Source organism: Bacillus sp. HSf4, assembly GCF_029537375.1.
GTDB classification, from domain to species: Bacteria; Bacillota; Bacilli; order Bacillales; family Bacillaceae; genus Bacillus; species Bacillus sonorensis_A.
In genome coordinates this window covers 3536020-3551654 of the sequence record NZ_CP120679.1, presented here as the reverse complement: position 1 = coordinate 3551654, position 15635 = coordinate 3536020, and the positions used below count along the sequence as shown (strand labels likewise).

General features: G+C 48.4%; 14 protein-coding genes. 13 read left to right on the top strand and 1 reads right to left on the bottom strand.

Features of this window, described 5'->3' with window-relative positions; all coding sequences use genetic code 11:
- Nucleotide 1 precedes the first annotated feature (1 nt).
- The 10 genes from P3X63_RS18485 to pdxA all read left to right on the top strand — a co-directional run bounded on the left by P3X63_RS18485 (nt 2) and on the right by pdxA (nt 12449).
- The gene (locus tag P3X63_RS18485) at nt 2-955 is read left to right on the top strand and encodes an ABC transporter substrate-binding protein (RefSeq protein WP_026588730.1); all 954 of its coding nucleotides are present in this window, start codon (nt 2-4) and stop codon (nt 953-955) included.
- A complete protein-coding gene (locus P3X63_RS18480) occupies nt 918-1982 on the top strand; it encodes a FecCD family ABC transporter permease (RefSeq protein ID WP_026588729.1) in 1065 nt (354 codons plus the stop codon). The genes P3X63_RS18485 and P3X63_RS18480 overlap by 38 nt, the downstream gene beginning before the upstream one ends.
- On the top strand, nt 1975-3258 hold the full coding sequence (locus P3X63_RS18475; protein ID WP_277691648.1) for an ABC transporter ATP-binding protein: 1284 nt from the start codon (nt 1975-1977) through the stop codon (nt 3256-3258). The genes P3X63_RS18480 and P3X63_RS18475 overlap by 8 nt, the downstream gene beginning before the upstream one ends.
- A gap of 189 nt (nt 3259-3447) precedes the next feature.
- Entirely contained in the window at nt 3448-4350 is a 903-nt protein-coding gene (dapA, locus tag P3X63_RS18470; RefSeq protein WP_026588727.1) for a 4-hydroxy-tetrahydrodipicolinate synthase, read from the top strand.
- Between the two features lie 4 nt (nt 4351-4354).
- The gene (locus P3X63_RS18465) at nt 4355-5524 is read left to right on the top strand and encodes an iron-containing alcohol dehydrogenase (RefSeq protein WP_277691647.1); all 1170 of its coding nucleotides are present in this window, start codon (nt 4355-4357) and stop codon (nt 5522-5524) included.
- 69 nt (nt 5525-5593) lie between these two features.
- Nucleotides 5594-6997: a sodium:solute symporter family protein gene (locus P3X63_RS18460; RefSeq protein WP_277691646.1), complete on the top strand. Its 1404-nt coding sequence runs from the start codon at nt 5594-5596 to the stop codon at nt 6995-6997.
- On the top strand, nt 6997-8175 hold the full coding sequence (locus tag P3X63_RS18455; RefSeq protein ID WP_277691645.1) for a sialidase family protein: 1179 nt from the start codon (nt 6997-6999) through the stop codon (nt 8173-8175). Before P3X63_RS18460 ends, P3X63_RS18455 begins: the two co-directional genes overlap by 1 nt.
- A gap of 151 nt (nt 8176-8326) precedes the next feature.
- A complete protein-coding gene (locus tag P3X63_RS18450; RefSeq protein ID WP_277691644.1) occupies nt 8327-10105 on the top strand; it encodes a sigma-54-dependent Fis family transcriptional regulator in 1779 nt (592 codons plus the stop codon).
- Between the two features lie 20 nt (nt 10106-10125).
- Nucleotides 10126-11466, top strand: coding sequence for a four-carbon acid sugar kinase family protein (locus P3X63_RS18445; RefSeq protein ID WP_277691643.1), 1341 nt, complete (start codon nt 10126-10128; stop codon nt 11464-11466).
- Nucleotides 11442-12449 carry a 4-hydroxythreonine-4-phosphate dehydrogenase PdxA gene (pdxA, locus tag P3X63_RS18440; protein WP_026588721.1) on the top strand — a complete coding sequence of 336 codons (1008 nt, stop codon included), beginning with the start codon at nt 11442-11444 and terminating at the stop codon, nt 12447-12449. The genes P3X63_RS18445 and pdxA overlap by 25 nt, the downstream gene beginning before the upstream one ends.
- 37 nt (nt 12450-12486) lie before the next feature.
- Here pdxA and P3X63_RS18435 read toward each other — a convergent pair whose 3' ends face one another.
- Complete coding sequence (locus P3X63_RS18435) at nt 12487-13233, bottom strand: SDR family NAD(P)-dependent oxidoreductase (RefSeq protein WP_026588720.1); 747 nt, start codon at nt 13231-13233, stop codon at nt 12487-12489.
- 186 nt (nt 13234-13419) lie between these two features.
- Here P3X63_RS18435 and P3X63_RS18430 point away from each other — a divergent pair, with 186 nt between their 5' ends.
- The 3 genes from P3X63_RS18430 to P3X63_RS18420 all read left to right on the top strand — a co-directional run bounded on the left by P3X63_RS18430 (nt 13420) and on the right by P3X63_RS18420 (nt 15626).
- A complete protein-coding gene (locus tag P3X63_RS18430; protein WP_026588719.1) occupies nt 13420-14001 on the top strand; it encodes a cob(I)yrinic acid a,c-diamide adenosyltransferase in 582 nt (193 codons plus the stop codon).
- A gap of 133 nt (nt 14002-14134) precedes the next feature.
- Nucleotides 14135-15085 carry a pectinesterase family protein gene (locus tag P3X63_RS18425; RefSeq protein ID WP_277691642.1) on the top strand — a complete coding sequence of 317 codons (951 nt, stop codon included), beginning with the start codon at nt 14135-14137 and terminating at the stop codon, nt 15083-15085.
- 151 nt (nt 15086-15236) lie between these two features.
- Entirely contained in the window at nt 15237-15626 is a 390-nt protein-coding gene (locus tag P3X63_RS18420) for an MnhB domain-containing protein (protein ID WP_026588717.1), read from the top strand.
- The last annotated feature ends 9 nt before the right edge of the window (nt 15627-15635 follow it).

Here is a 15635-nt window from a genome sequence, read left to right as displayed (position 1 = left end):
GATGAAGAAGTTTGCATATTTATTGCTTTCACTGCTCCTGGCCGCCGGCGTTCTCGCCGGATGCGGCGGATCGGCGGAAGCGCCGGCGGAGCAGCATAAGCAGGAAAAGACGGCTGAAGCATTTCCGGTTTCAGTGAAGGATGCGACAGGCAAAGAAATCAAAATTGAAAAAGAACCGAAAAAAATCGTTTCTCTGATGCCGAGCAATACAGAAATTACATATGCGCTGGGCCTGGGCAAAAAGGTGGTCGGGGTCACAGATCTTGATACATATCCAAAAGAAGTGAAAGAAGTCGAAAAAATCGGCGGGATGGAATTCAACACGGAGAAGATCATTTCGTTAAATCCCGACTTGGTGCTGGCCCATGCTTCAACGATGCAGAGCGCAGAAGAAGGGTTGAAACAGCTGCGTGACGCCGGTATTACAGTCGTCACGGTGAATGATGCACAGTCATTTGAGGAAACATATCAGTCGATCGAGATGATCGGCGAGGCAGCAGGTGCGAAGCAGAAGGCTCAAGATCTTGTGAAGAACATGAAATCAGACCTTGCCGCCATTAAAGAAAAAGCTGAAAGCATTTCAGAGAGTGAGCAGAAAAAGGTGTTCGTCGAAGTCTCTCCCGCTCCTGATATTTATACGACCGGAAAAGGCACTTTCATGAATGAAATGCTGGAAGCGATCCATGCGAAAAATGCCGCTTCTGAGCAGGAGGGCTGGGCTAAGATGACAGAGGAATCGATCATCAAGCTGAATCCTGATGTGATCGTCACGACAAGCGGTGCTGCGGCCGTCAGCGAGATCAAAAAGCGAAGCGGCTGGAGCGGTGTTAAAGCGGTCAAAAACAATCAAGTATATGACGTGGATCCCGACCTTGTGACCCGTCCGGGGCCGCGGTTGATCAAAGGGGTCGAAGAGCTTGCGGAAACCATCTATCCTGACGTTTTTAAGAAGTAACCGCATTGCGGCCTATCTCATCAGCCTGATCTTTTTGTCGGTCTCTATTCTTATGGGAATCTCCATCGGATCTTTGGAGATTCCCATTCCGTCTATTATCAAGGTATTTTTGCATGAATGGATCGGTGTACAGGGAATAGCTCCTGATCCGACAGAGGCGAACATCATCATGAACATCAGGCTTCCGCGGGTGGTATTGGCATCGCTCGTCGGAGCGGCCCTGGCTGCGGCTGGCGCCGGTTTTCAAGGGCTTTTGAAAAACCCGCTCGCAGACCCTTATACGCTCGGCATTTCATCCGGCGCATCCGTCGGAGCGGTCGTTACGCTGTTTTTCGGGATTCAGCTGCCGGTTATCGGGAGGTTTACCCTTCCGTTTCTGAGCGTTGCCGCGGCGGTTGCCGTGATTTTTTTCGTTTTGTTCTTTGCCCGGCTCGTTCACCCGTCGCTTACGGTAACGGCATTAATATTAACCGGGATTATCTTCAGTTCGTTTTTCGGTGCGCTCATCTCTTTAATGATCGCACTGACGGGCGATGATTTAAAACCGATCGTCCACTGGCTGCTCGGCAGCGTATCGATGCGGGGATGGAGCTATATTGCTCTGTTTTTGCCATTTTTTATAGGCGGTATATGCGGTTTGCTGCTGAACGCAAGAGAATTGAATGTGATGACGTACGGCGAGGAAAAAGCAAGGCTGCTCGGAGTGAATGTGAAGCGGAGTAAATATGTCGTTCTGTTGGCGGGGTCTATTTTAACAGGCAGTGCTGTCGCGGTGTCTGGAACTATTGGCTTTGTAGGCCTCGTCATTCCGCATTTTATCCGGCTTCTGTCTATTACGGATCACCGCCATCTTCTGCCGCTCTCAATGCTGAACGGCGCTTCATTCCTTGTGCTGTCAGATCTTTTGTCGAGAACCATCATTGAGCCGTCCGAGCTGCCGATCGGTATTATTACCGCACTGGTGGGAGCACCTGTTTTCGGCTTTATATTGATTAGGCGTTATCAGGGAGGGCGAGTTCATGATTGATGTCATCCGTGTGTCCGGCGGCTATGGAAAAACGGATGTCTTACAGGACATCAGCTTTGCGGTAAAGCAGGGTGAATTTTTAGGAATTCTCGGTCCGAACGGCAGCGGAAAGTCAACCTTGCTGAAAATATTGTCGGGGACAATCGCCCCTCGAAGCGGTGAGGTGCTGCTTGACTGCCGCTCAGTTGGGTCGTATCAAACGAAGGAGCTCGCTCGCAAAATGGCAGTGCTTCCTCAAAAAACGGAGCAGGCCTTTTCCTTTACGGTCGAGGAAACGGTTCAGTTTGGCCGCTATGCGTATCAATCAGGCTTTTTTCGGCAGCTGACAGCTGAAGACCGTGATGTCGTGAAAAGGGTGATGAAACAGACGGACACGCTTCGCTTTGCCCAAAAATCCATACACGAGCTGAGCGGCGGAGAGCAGCAGCGGGTGTATTTAGCCCAAGCGCTTGCCCAGGAACCAGAATACTTGCTGCTTGATGAACCGACAAGTTTTCTTGATTTGTCATTTCAAAAAAGTCTTCTTGATTTAATGAAACAAGAAACAGTTGTATCCAAACTCGCAGTGATCGGGGTGTTTCATGATGTGAATATTGCGAGTTTATACTGTGATCGTCTGCTGTTGTTGAAAGATGGAAAAGCAGAAGTTATTGACCGCCCGGAAGCTGCCCTTTCTGCCGGGCGTATCGAACGAGTGTATGATACAGATATCACAGCGCTCGACCATCCTGAGCGTGCGAATCCGCAGTTTACAATCAAAGCGAAAACGATCCCGCAGAAAACCAAGCCCCTCTTTCTAAAAGAGCAAATTGAACAATATTTGCCGCACGGCATCGCATTTTTGGCAGACCGCCCGCTGCGTCTTCTGTCTTCAGAAGGGGGCTTTGCTTGGAGACGAAAACTTGTTTTCGCAAGCGGAAACAACTCTGGATGGCCGCATGACCTGTCAGCCTTTGAACAGGAAACGCTGTTTATGCAACATGATGCTGAATTGGCTGACTGTCATATTGTGTCGGAAAGCGGTGATCTTTGCATCGTCGGCATGAAAGGTGTGGATGGGTATTTGGCCATATGGGTGTTAATTGATGGCTGTTTGCACGATGGTCAATTTGTGCAGGCGATAAGTGTTGCAGCAAATGCCGCAGCTCAGCACCGTGTTTCGTGCAGTGATGTGCTTGTAGCGGCCACTCAATCCGGTCGGTCAGCGGATCAAACCGCTTTTTTGACACAAATTCAAAATAAAACAGCGGTTTGTGTGAAAGCTTTAAAAGATTAATTTGACCTGTCTTTGGACAGGTTTTTTTTTATTGTTTTAAAACGCATCAACTGAAGGTGAGGATTCATTCTTTTGTCCCAAATTCGAAAAATGTGTTGTTTAATGAATCAATCAACCTTTATAATAAAGTTCGAGAAAGCGCTTTATTGTTAATATGTTTAAAAATGCAACAGAAGGGAGCGAAGTCACTTGAAAGTAGAGGGAATTATCCCTGCTATATTGACACCGCTTACAAAAGAGCAGGCTTTTCATCCTGGAATCGCCGAAAAGCTGGTGAATCATTTAATTGATTCAGGCGTCCACGGTATTTTTGCCTTAGGGACAAATGGGGAATTTCATTTATTCTCACAAGAGGAAAAGCTTCAAATTGCTAAAACGATTGTGAAAGCGGTTAATAAACGTGTGCCTGTTTTCATCGGGACAGGAGAAAACAGTACTGAGGCGACTATTTCCTTATCCAATCAAATGGCGGATATCGGAGCGGACGCTCTTTCGATCATTACGCCATTCTTTGTCGCACCTTCGCAGGAGGAATTGTATCAGCATTTCCGCACGATTTCTGAAAATGTCGCGCTTCCTGTCCTGCTCTACAACATTCCGTCGAGAACAGGAGTGTCATTGGAGCCCGAAACGGTTGAGAGGCTGGCGGCATTGCCGAACATCATCGGCATTAAGGACAGCAGCGGCAGCTTCGCCAATATTAAGGCGTATCTTGAACGTACAAAAGACCAGTCCTTTTCCGTCCTTGCAGGAACCGATTCATTGATTTTAGACACATTGAAGGCGGGAGGAACAGGAGCTGTGGCTGCCACAGCCAATGTGCTTCCGGAAACTGTTGTTTCAATCTATAAATCTTTTAAACAAGGAAACATTGAAGAGAGTGAGCATTATCAACAGCAGCTGCAGCCGCTTCGCGATACGTTTTCACTCGGTTCACTGCCGGCGCCGTTAAAAAAAGCAGCGGAGCTTGCCGGCATTGATGTTGGACCGCCTAAAAGTCCAATTGCAGAGTTGTCAGGAGAGCCGCTGCTAAAAGTGAAAAAGATGCTGGAAGGCTACGGAATTAACGCAAAACTGGCAAAGGAGCAGTGAGGATATGAAGACGCTTTATCATTTTCAAACAGCCGCCCGAATTGAGGCTGGTCCACATTCACTCAATTTGCTTGGTGACCACTTAGATCAGATTGGATTGAATGAGATTTGCTCGGTGTTTATTTTAACTCAGCCGTCGATCGTTTCTCTCGGCTATGCAGACCAAATCAAAGAGGTGCTGGCTGAGAAAGGCATCTCAAGTGAAGTCAACACGGATATACAGCCGGAGCCGACGGAACAAAACATCGAAGAGGTTTTTCAGCTTTTTTCTGAAGGAGGCCATGACGCGATTCTAGGAATTGGCGGAGGCAGTGTGCTCGATGCGGCTAAAATCCTCTCTGTTCTGAAAACAAATGAAAAACCAATTTCAGCTTTGATTGGCACGAATCTCGTTGAAAAGCCCGGCGTTCCGCTTGTGCTGATTCCGACAACATCCGGAACAGGGTCAGAGGTGACGCCGAATGCGATTGTGACGTTCCCGGAGAAAGAATTAAAGATTGGCATGGTCAGTCCCTATCTGCTGCCGTCGCTTGTGATTTTAGATCCGGTTTTGACGACCGGTCTTCCAAAGGCGATCACAGCTGCAACCGGAATGGATGCATTTACACACGCACTTGAATCCTATATTTCCAACAAAGCAAATCCATTCAGTGACATGCTTGCACTTGAATCTATGAGACTGATTTCCTCAAGTATTCAGGAGGCTTATCACCATGGAGACAACCTGGAGGCGAGAGAAAAAATGCTCGTTGGCGCCATGTATGGCGGAATGGCCTTGACAAGCGCAGGAACAGCAGCGGTTCATGCGATGGCTTATCCGCTCGGAGGAAAATACAAAATATCTCACGGTGTGGCCAATTCAATGCTGCTTCCGCATGTAACGGCCTTCAACGCGGATCATGTAACTGACTGCCTTGCGGATGTGGCCGTCGTGATTGGAATCGAGCCAAAAGGTTCGAAGGTCAGCCTAGCAGAGCAGGTTATACGAAAAATTGAAGAGTGGATCGCAGATTTAAATATTCCGCAAAATTTAAAGACATTCGGGGTATCAAAAGAGGATGTACCATCGCTTGCTGAGGCGGCAGCCGACGTTAAAAGGCTCATGGATAACAATCCAAAGCCGATGTCCATTGCGGAGATTGAAGCTGTCTATTTGAAATTGCTGGATATGTAGGCTGCCCGGATCTGTACATGTTTTTCACCATGAGCCTGTAAGAGGCTCACAAACAAAGGGGGAGTTTGGGTGGATGTTTTAAGCGGTTCGATCATAATGTTTATTTTGGCAGTGATCGTGGTTTACATTCTCTTTACGACATGGCTGACGATGCGGTTTCGCAGTAAATCCAGTTCGGAATTCAACAATGCTGCCAAAACGCTGCCGGCGATTGTTGTCGGGATTTTGCTGATGAGTGAATTCATCGGCACCAAATCGACAATCGGGACCGCTGAATCAGCTTATACACATGGTTTGGCAGCTTCATGGTCGATTGTAACGGTCTCGATTGCGTTTTTTATTTTTTCCTTCTTCTTAGCAGGGAAATTTTATAAAACCGGCCAATATACGATCTCCGGGATTATTAGTGAAAAGTTTGGCCGTTCGACCAAGCTTGTCGTTTCTATCATTATGATTGTGGCCCTTTTACTTGTGAATCTTGGAAACTATTTAAGCGGATCGGCGGCCATTTCGTCTATTTTAGGTCTTCCGCTCATGACGTGTGCAATTATTACAGCGATTGTCAGCACCTTTTATTTTACGTTTGGCGGAATGAAGGGCGTTGCCTGGGTGACGATTCTGCATTCTCTTGTTAAATATGCGGGAGTTCTGATCACATTAGGAGTTGCACTCTATTTGACAAAAGGCTGGGAGCCGATGACGCAGCAGTTGCCGGAGCATTTCTTCACTTGGGACGGCAGCATCGGATGGGGGACAATCGGCGCCTGGTTTATCGGCAACATGGGGGCGATTTTTGCGACTCAGTTTATTATACAGGCTATTACCTCATCGAAAAGTGAGAAAGAGGCAAAGAGATCAACGCTGTATGCAGCGCTGCTTTGTCTGCCGCTGGCGATTGCCATTGGAGTCATCGGCGTTGCTGCACGGTATTTGTACCCGGATATTGATCCAATTTACGCATTTCCGGTGTTTATGCAGCACATGAATCCTGTGCTGAGCGCGATTGTAGCGACATCCCTTGTAGCGTCTATTTTCGTCGGCGTCTCAACGGTTGCGCTGGCGACAACGACGCTGATCATTGATGACTTTTATGTACCGAAAGCAAATCCGACACCAGAACAGCGCATGAAAATTACGAGATATGTTTCTATTATCGTCGGTTTTATTCCGCTGCTCGGGGTTGCGCTGGCGCCAGAATTGTTAACGCTTTCTTTCTTTACGAGGGCGCTTCGGACATCAATTGCCGTTGTGGCGGCGATGGGCTTTTATTTGCCATATTTTAATTCAAACCGCGGAGCAACCATTGGTCTGGCGCTTTCCGGCATAGCGACGACGGCATGGTATTTATTGGACAATCCGTTTGGCATCGATAACATGTACATCGCTATCATTGTTCCGTTTATTGTCCTCGTATTAGACCGTCTGATCAGCTCGCCTGCGAAAAAAGAATCAAATGTGGAGGAGGAATTGTGATGAAACAAAGTGAAGCTTCCCTGCCGATAGATGGTCGCATCAGAGAAAATAAAACCGATTCGGCCAGAAAGGATGCGTTTTTGCCGACAGACTGCCCGCAAAACCATGCAGCCAACCTGCTGGAGCTGGACAATGGTGATCTGTTGTGCGTCTGGTTTGGGGGAACGCAGGAAGGCATCCCGGATATATCGATTTACATGTCAAGGCTTGAAAAAGGAAGTGGTGAGTGGACACAGGCAGAAAAGCTGTCAGGTGATCCTTCCCGCTCCGAACAAAACCCTGTGCTTTTCCAAGAGCCTGACGGCCGGCTCTGGCTTATGTATACGGCACAGCTTTCCGGCAATCAGGATACAGCGGTCGTCAGATACCGGACATCGGATGATAGAGGCCATACATGGAGCGGGATTGACACGTTGTTTGCCGAAGCAGGGACTTTTATCCGCCAGCCGCTCATTGTTCTGGATAACGGCGATTGGCTGCTTCCTGTCTTTTACTGCATCACCCTGCCGGGCGTGAAATGGACTGGAAACCGTGACATCAGCGCGGTGAAAATTTCATCTGATAAAGGCAAGTCGTGGGAGGAAGTGAAGGTGCCGGGCAGTACCGGATGTGTTCATATGAATATTGAAAAACTGCACGACGGCACCTTGCTTGCGTTGTTTAGAAGCCGTTTTGCAGACTCGATTTATGTGAGCCGCTCTATTGATAACGGCCGCACCTGGTCAGAGCCTGAGCCGACCGAGCTGCCGAACAACAACTCCTCCATTCAATTTACAGCGCTTCAAGATGGGACGCTTGCTCTCGTATACAATCATATGAATGCGAATGAAACGACCGAAAGAAGAGCCTCTCTATACGATGAAATTGAGGATGAGGATGATACAAGAACAGGTGTTGACACAGACGCGCGTCCAGCCTTCTGGGGAGCACCGAGGGCGCCGATGACTTTGGCGCTTTCCCGGGACGGCGGCATCACATGGCCTGTCAAAAGAAACATCGAAGTCGGCGACGGTTATGCGCTGACGAACAACTCAAAAGACAAGCTTAACCGCGAGTTTTCCTATCCGTCGATCAAGCAGGGGAAAGACGGTGATCTGCATATTGCCTTTACGTACTACCGTCAGGCGATTAAATATGTGCGTGTTCCGCAAACGTGGGCTTCGGCCGGTCAAGAATAAAGCCGTTTGAACGAGCGTGCGGCACTGGCATGAATTGTATCCCTATATCGCATCATTTATAATTTAAGTTCGAGGGGGCTGTCCCAATCGTTTGAACGGACTCCCTCGCTGTCTCCTTGACTGAGAGAGAATGAAAGAGGGGGTCCATTTCATGAAAATTAAAGTGCTTGGCATTGCGCCGTATAAAGGCTTAGGGGATTTATTGACAGAGCTCGCGAAGGAAGAACAAGACATTCAATTTCAGCTGGAGGTCGGCGATTTACGCTCCGGCGTTGCGATTGCAGAGCAAGCTGAATCGCAGGGAACCGATATCATTATGAGCCGCGGCGGTACAGCCTCGCTCATACAGCAACACGTGCACATCCCTGTCGTGGATATCCCTGTTTCCGGGTATGATCTGCTGCGGGCGCTGACGCTTATTAAAGATTATCAAGGAAAAACAGCCGTCGTCGGCTTTGGAAATATTACCCAAGGGGTTCGCACTATCAGCGAGCTTTTCGGAATAGAAGTTGATTTATATACGATTAAAGCAGAAATGGAAGTATGGGATCTCTTGAGGGACATTCAGCAGCAGGGGACCCAAATTGTATTGGGAGACGTCATTACCGATAAAGCGGCAAAGGAGCTGGGCATGCAAAGCATGCTGATCACGTCCGGCCGTGAATCGGTTAAAGAAGCGTTTCACAGTGCAAAGCAAATGTACCGGCTCTTTAAGGAGGCATCTGAGGAGCAGCGGATGTTTAGAGAGATGATCGATCAGGAAGAAAAAGGGATGATCGTCATTGATGACAACAGCCGGATCCGCTTTGTGAACAAAACGGTAAAAAATTGGATCGATGAGGGTCTTCTTGAACCTATTGTTTCTGCCGATGCCATCCATGAATGGTGGGAAGAGCTGGCTTTTGCTGTACAGTCAATAAGAGAGGGCAAACAAAGCGGGTATTTTCAATTAGAAACAGGAGAAGCCGTCTGGCATATGAAAGGCTCCCTTCTTTCAAAAGGAGAGCTGCTGATTGCCATTGAACAATCAGTGTCCAGCCGCGATCATCAGCATCTTGCATGGTCGTTTGCAGCGCCCGTACATTCATTACAGCCATTTTCATCATTTACACAACAAAGCAGGTCTATGAGGGACACGGTTCAGCAAGCGCAGGCATTCAGCCAGACGCATAAACCTATTTTACTGTACGGAGAGGAAGGAACGGGGAAATCAGATCTCGCCTTTGCGATTCATCAAATGAGCCCTCGGCAGCAGCAGACGTTTGTGACCATTCATTGCAGCAAGGTGAAAGAGTACGCATTGCTGAAAGACCTTCCGGTTGTTCAGAACGGGACGATCTTTCTTCGGCATATCGAGCATCTGCCGCTCGAAGTCCAGCATGATCTCGCCGTGTGGATGAAACAGGATCGGCAAATCCGCTGGCTCGCCTCTTCATCTGCCGATTTATTTGCAGAAATGAAAGCAGGGCGATTTGACCCTGATTTATACAGCTGTTTACAAGGATTGACGCTCTATGTCCCGTCGTTGTCAGAGCGGGTGGAAGACATGGAGGACATGAGCAGACTGTTTATTGCTGAATTTAATTCAGCTTATGGCACACAAGTGGTCGGACTTGCGCCTGAGGTGATGAACGCGTTTCGCAAGCAGACATTTCGGGAGAATGTCCGGCAGTTTAAGCGATTACTTGAGGAGCTTGTGCTGACGGTGAAAAGCGGATATATCACATTGGCTGAAGCCGCACTGCAGCTTGACCGTCTGTCCAGCGAGAACAAGGAAGAGAGCTTAAAAGGCTGTTTGGAAGGGACGCTTGCGGACATCGAACGGCGCATCATTCAAGCGGTGCTGCAGGAGGAGAATATGAACCAATCCAAAGCGGCGAAGCGATTGAATATCAACCGCACCACCTTGTGGAGAAAACTGAAAGAATAGCTTGAGACCGAGGTGTCGATATGACAAACGTACGTTGCAAAAAAGGAGCGGACATCAGCCAAAAAATATTGATAGTCGCTGACGATTTGACGGGTGCCAATGACACAGGCGTTCAGTTTGTTAAAGCTGGACTGAGCGCGGCTGTTCTTTTTGACCAATCCGGTGCAAATCCAGCGGATGTCAAAGAAGATGTCATGATTTTAGATACGGACACGCGCGGTGCGTCGCCGAGCGAGGCTTACAAAGAAGTCAGTTCAGCATCGCATCCGTTCGCACACCTTGAATCATACCTTTTTTTAAAGAAAATTGACTCCACATTAAGGGGAAACATCGGGAGCGAAATCAAAGCGCTGATGGATCTGGGACGTTTTGATGCAGCAGTGATTGCCCCTGCTTTTCCTGATGCAAGGCGGATTACTGTGGATGGCGTTCATTATGTCGATGGCGTGCCCGTTCACAAAACTGAAGCCGCCATTGATCCGAAAACACCGGTTACTGAATCGCGGATCCCTGAATTGCTTTTCGGTCAGACACATGTTCAGCCAAAAGCGGTAGGCATCGAACAGCTTCGCAGACCTGATGATCAAGTCCAGAAAGACCTTAAATCGTGGATAGCCCAAGGGTATGAATGGTTTGTCTGCGATGCAGAGACAAATGAGGATCTGCGCTGCATCGTGCAGGTGTTCATGAACAGCGGGCAATCCATATTATGGGTCGGCGCTGCCGGACTGGCCGGTGCACTCGCCCAACATGTCAGAAAGAGGCCGCTGCAGACAGACAGACGGAATGAGCCGGTAATGATCGTCTCCGGCAGTGCATCGAACATAACAAATGGACAGCTCGCATATTTAAGAGGTCAGCAGGATCCCCTTGACGTGTGCATCAATCCGCTGAACGTATTGAATGGATGTGAAACACGGGAGCAGAAGCGCGCGCTCGATCAAGTGCTGGCTCATCAAGGGAAAGATGTTCTGCTTTATACTGATGCGAAGCCGGAAATGGTGCAGCGCATCATCGCTTTTGGGAGAACCCAAGGCCTTGAGCGGCAGACTGTAGGCGAACGGCTTTCCCGATTTCTTGGTGCAGTTACAACTGAAATCGTCAAGACGACAGGGTTAAAACGCCTCGTTTTGACAGGCGGAGACACAGCGCGTGCGATTTGCAACGAGCTTGGTGCAGACGGCATTCAGCTGCTGGGGGAGATTGAAGCGGGCATACCGCTCGGCAAGCTGCTCAACACAGATATATATGCGGTGACAAAGGCGGGCGCCTATGGTCAAAACGATACTGTTCTAAAAGCTGTTGAGGTGCTGAGAAATATAGAGGAGGAAGACAGATGGCAAAACCAATCATTGCATTGACGATGGGGGATGCGGCAGGTGTCGGCCCGGAAATTATCATCAAGGCATTTGAGCAAAACAGTTTGCATGAAAACGGAACATTATTTGTGATTGGGGATTACAGCATTTTAAACAGAGCGAAGACGTTCACTGGCTCAGCGGCAGACATTGTAAAAATCAGCGAGCCGGAAGAGGCAGCTGATGTAAAGCCCGGGGTCATTCCTTGCCTGGACCTTCAGCTGCTGACAGATGATCTGAGAGTCGGCGAAGTGTCGGCTGAAGCGGGAAACGCAGCGTTCCGCTATCTTGAACAGGCGATTGCCCTTGCCAACGAGAAGCGGATTGACGGCATTTGCACAGCGCCTTTAAATAAAGAAGCCCTCCATAAAGCGGGGCACATGTACCCGGGCCATACGGAAATTTTAGCGGAATTGACGCAAACAAAGGACTATGCGATGATGCTGGCTGCACCGAACCTGAAAGTGGTCCATGTCACAACCCATGTCGGTCTGCTTGACGCCATTCATCTCATTGATGTGAATCGGGTGTACACGACAATTCAATTGGCGCATGACACGCTCATTCGCGCAGGCATTCCGCAGCCTAAAATCGCCGTGTGCGGCATTAACCCTCACGCCGGTGAGAATGGTTTGTTTGGGCATGGAGAAGAGGAAGAGAAAATTGTCCCTGCCGTTGAACGCGCACAAAGTGAAGGTATACAGGCATTCGGCCCGCTGCCCGCTGACACGCTTTTCTTCAGAGCAGTGAGAGGCGACTTTGATATAGTGGTGGCGATGTATCATGATCAAGGACACGGCCCGATTAAGGTGCTTGGCCTTGAAGCCGGTGTGAACATTACAGTCGGCCTGCCGATAATCCGTACGAGTGTTGACCACGGAACAGCCTTTGATATTGCGGGAACCGGCAAAGCTGATCCCGCCAGTTTAGAAGAAGCGGTGAGACAGGCGATCATGCTGTCCGGTACGAGTGAGCGGCATGCATAAAAAAAGAAGAGCCTTCCGATTAAGGAGGCTCTTCTTTTTAGTTCATATAGGTGCCGCCGTTAATATTAATGGTTTCGCCTGTCATAAAGTCAGATTTGTCAGAGGCAAGAAAGGCGACAACGTTTGCGACATGCTCTGGTGAGCCGAGCATTTTCAGCGGAATCCGTTCGACGACTGCTGCGCGATACTCCTCGCTCCACTGCTTGCTCATATCCGTTTCAATCGGCCCGGGGCAGACGGCGTTGACATGAATGCGGTGTTCAGCAAGCTCCTTTGCCAAATGCATCGTTAAATAGTTGATGCCTGCTTTCGATGCACCGTAAGCAGGAGAGGCATTGTGATGCGGTGTTTTGCTCGTCGTAGAGCTCATGTTCACGATTTTTCCGCCGCCCTGTTTGATCATTTCCGGGATGACAGCCTGACACATGAGAAAGGTGCCGGTTAAATTTAAATCTATCACTTTTTTCCACTCTTCAAGCGACGTATCAACGGTTGTTTTGCGCAAATTAATGCCGGCGTTGTTGACCAAAATATCGATCCGCCCAAACCGCTGTTTTGCCTCAGCGATGAGAAGCGAAGCTGTTTCTGGCAAACTGGCATCACCGGCAACATAAGAAGCACACTTTCTCTCAGTATTCAATTGTGTGCACAGAGACTTGAGCAATTCTTCGTTTGTCCCATTGATGACGACATTTGCCCCTTTATCCGCAAGCAACTCCGCAATGGCTCTGCCGATGCCGCGGCTTGCACCTGTGATAATGGCCGTTTGCTGATTCAATTCCATCCTCATCCCACCTGTCTTTGAATAAAACCGTTTACAATTCTATTATAAAAGTGAGTGTTTCTTTATTCAACAACATTTTGTTTTTGATAATTGTTTCGAAAATGTGTGTTTCATAATGAAACGATCTATGCAGCCGTTATAAACAGGGTATACTATAGAGACAAGTGATCAAGAGAGGAGTATGAAATGAAACTCTATACAAAAACAGGCGATCAGGGAAAAACGAGTTTAATTGGCGGAAGGGCCGATAAAGATCATCTTAGAGTGGAAGCGTACGGTACACTGGATGAAGCAAACAGTTTCATCGGGCTGGCTCAATCTTATTTAAAAGCAGAAGAGGCGCTCTTTCATGATGTTTTGTCAGAGTTGACTGTCATCCAGCATGAGCTGTTCGACTGCGGTGGTGATTTGGCGCATGTCAATGTTCAGGAAGAAGGCAAGCTGAAGGCTGAATCGATCACCATGCTTGAAGAACGAATTGATGCCTATGTCGAGGAAGCACCGCAGCTGACTAAGTTTATACTTCCAGGCGGAACAGAAGCGGCATCATATTTGCATGCAGCGAGAACGGTCATCAGAAGAGCTGAACGAAAAATTGTCGCTTTGGCCAAAGAAGAAGACATTCCGCCGCTTGCGCTGCCATACGTCAACCGGCTGTCCGATTATTTATTTGCGGCGGCGCGCATTGTCAATCACCGGCTCGGGGAAGCGGATGTCGAATATGAACGAAGCGCTGACGTATTCCGGACAAAGAAAAAATCAGAATGAGCCATTTACTTCACCAACTTTTTTTCAAACAGAAACGGGTCGATTGAGCAGATCAAGCCGTTTTCCGGCAGGGGAAAACGGCTTTTTGTCGTAAACTTTAAAGTAAGCGTTTTCAAAAAGAGGGGGAGTTCTGTTGAGCAATCGTGGAAAAGCGGCAATCAGGCTGACGGTATCAAAAGATGGGGGCGGCGAATTTCATACGGTTCAAGAGGCAATCGATGCATTGCCGGAGTACAATTATGAACAAAAGGAAATCTTCATTAAAAAAGGCGTTTATAAAGAAGTCGTTCACATCCCTGCGACAAAGCCGTTTGTTAAGCTGATCGGCGAAAGCGGACACGACACCGTCATCACGTATGATAATTACGCAGGTAAGGAAAAGGAAGGGGGAGGAAGGTATGGAACGAGCGGAAGCGCCAGCGTATTTATATATGCAGATGATGTTGAAGCCAGAAATTTGACATTTGAGAATTCGTTTGACCGAACGAAAGTAGATACGGATGGAACACAGGCGGTGGCGGTCTATGCGAAAGGAAACCGGATGATGTTTAAAAATTCGCGGTTTATCGGCAGACAGGATACGTTGTTTGTCAATGATGGAACACAATATTTTGACCGCTGCTATATTGAAGGGGATGTCGATTTTATCTTTGGAGGAGCAAGGGCGGTTTTTGAAAATTGCCAGATTCATAGTACGGACCGCGGCTCCGCCACCAACAACGGCTATGTGACAGCTGCCAGCACACATATCACGAAACCGTTCGGCCTTTTGATCCAAAACTGCAGGCTGACAAGCGATGCAGCTGCCGGAACGGTATGGCTCGGACGCCCGTGGCATCCGGGCGGAGATCCTGACGCTATTGCCAGCGTGTTGTATCGCAATTGCAGCCTGGACGCCCATATTCAGATTGAAGGGTGGACAGATATGTCAGGCTTTGCGGCCGCTGATGCCAGGTTGTATGAATACCGGAATACCGGGCCTGGGGCCATTTTGCATGAAGCGAGGCGGCAGTTGACCGATCAGGAAGCGGAAAGCTGGACCATTGAAAACGTACTTGACGGCTGGAATCCGAAAATGAATTGACACAAGGACCGCTCGGGAAGAGCGGTCTTTGTGATGTTTGGTCTTATCCGAATTACGACTCTGGTCTGACGGTAAAATCAATCTGTGACTCGTTTTGTCGAAAGCAGAAATTGACTATAGTGAATACATGAAGAAGAAAGGAGGAGCAAACATGAATATAAATGGAAAATCGATCATCGGCTTTTTTCTGATCCTGTTTGGCATTTCGCTGTTTTTCGGGGGAGGCCATATCGGGGGGCTGATCACAGGAGTAATCGGTGTTTTGCTGATTTATCTCGGCTTGAAAAAGTGGAAAGAAGACCGACGATTTGCCGCTGTCATCTTGGCCATCATCGGCATCATGTTTTTGGGAGGGTCTCTTCCATTTCTGATCGGCATCGCACTGGCCGCAGCCATGGTTTATTTCGGCTGGAACATGATGAAGCAGAGTGGAAAGCAAGAAGAAAGCATCTATTATGGAGAGAATACAGAGCCTTCTGCAGCATCCTATGATACAAGCTTTGATGCGGAATGGGAAGACTTTTTGAAAAAGAATAAATAAACTTTAGGG

Coding starts and splice junctions, on each gene's coding strand:
- P3X63_RS18485 (WP_026588730.1), top strand. CDS start 2: ATGAAGAAGTTTGCATATTTATTGCTTTCACTGCTCCTGGCCGCCGGC.
- P3X63_RS18445 (WP_277691643.1), top strand. CDS start 10,126: ATGACAAACGTACGTTGCAAAAAAGGAGCGGACATCAGCCAAAAAATA.
- P3X63_RS18430 (WP_026588719.1), top strand. CDS start 13,420: ATGAAACTCTATACAAAAACAGGCGATCAGGGAAAAACGAGTTTAATT.
- P3X63_RS18450 (WP_277691644.1), top strand. CDS start 8,327: ATGAAAATTAAAGTGCTTGGCATTGCGCCGTATAAAGGCTTAGGGGAT.
- P3X63_RS18465 (WP_277691647.1), top strand. CDS start 4,355: ATGAAGACGCTTTATCATTTTCAAACAGCCGCCCGAATTGAGGCTGGT.
- P3X63_RS18455 (WP_277691645.1), top strand. CDS start 6,997: ATGAAACAAAGTGAAGCTTCCCTGCCGATAGATGGTCGCATCAGAGAA.
- P3X63_RS18475 (WP_277691648.1), top strand. CDS start 1,975: ATGATTGATGTCATCCGTGTGTCCGGCGGCTATGGAAAAACGGATGTC.
- pdxA (WP_026588721.1), top strand. CDS start 11,442: ATGGCAAAACCAATCATTGCATTGACGATGGGGGATGCGGCAGGTGTC.
- P3X63_RS18420 (WP_026588717.1), top strand. CDS start 15,237: ATGAATATAAATGGAAAATCGATCATCGGCTTTTTTCTGATCCTGTTT.
- P3X63_RS18435 (WP_026588720.1), bottom strand. CDS start 13,233: ATGGAATTGAATCAGCAAACGGCCATTATCACAGGTGCAAGCCGCGGC.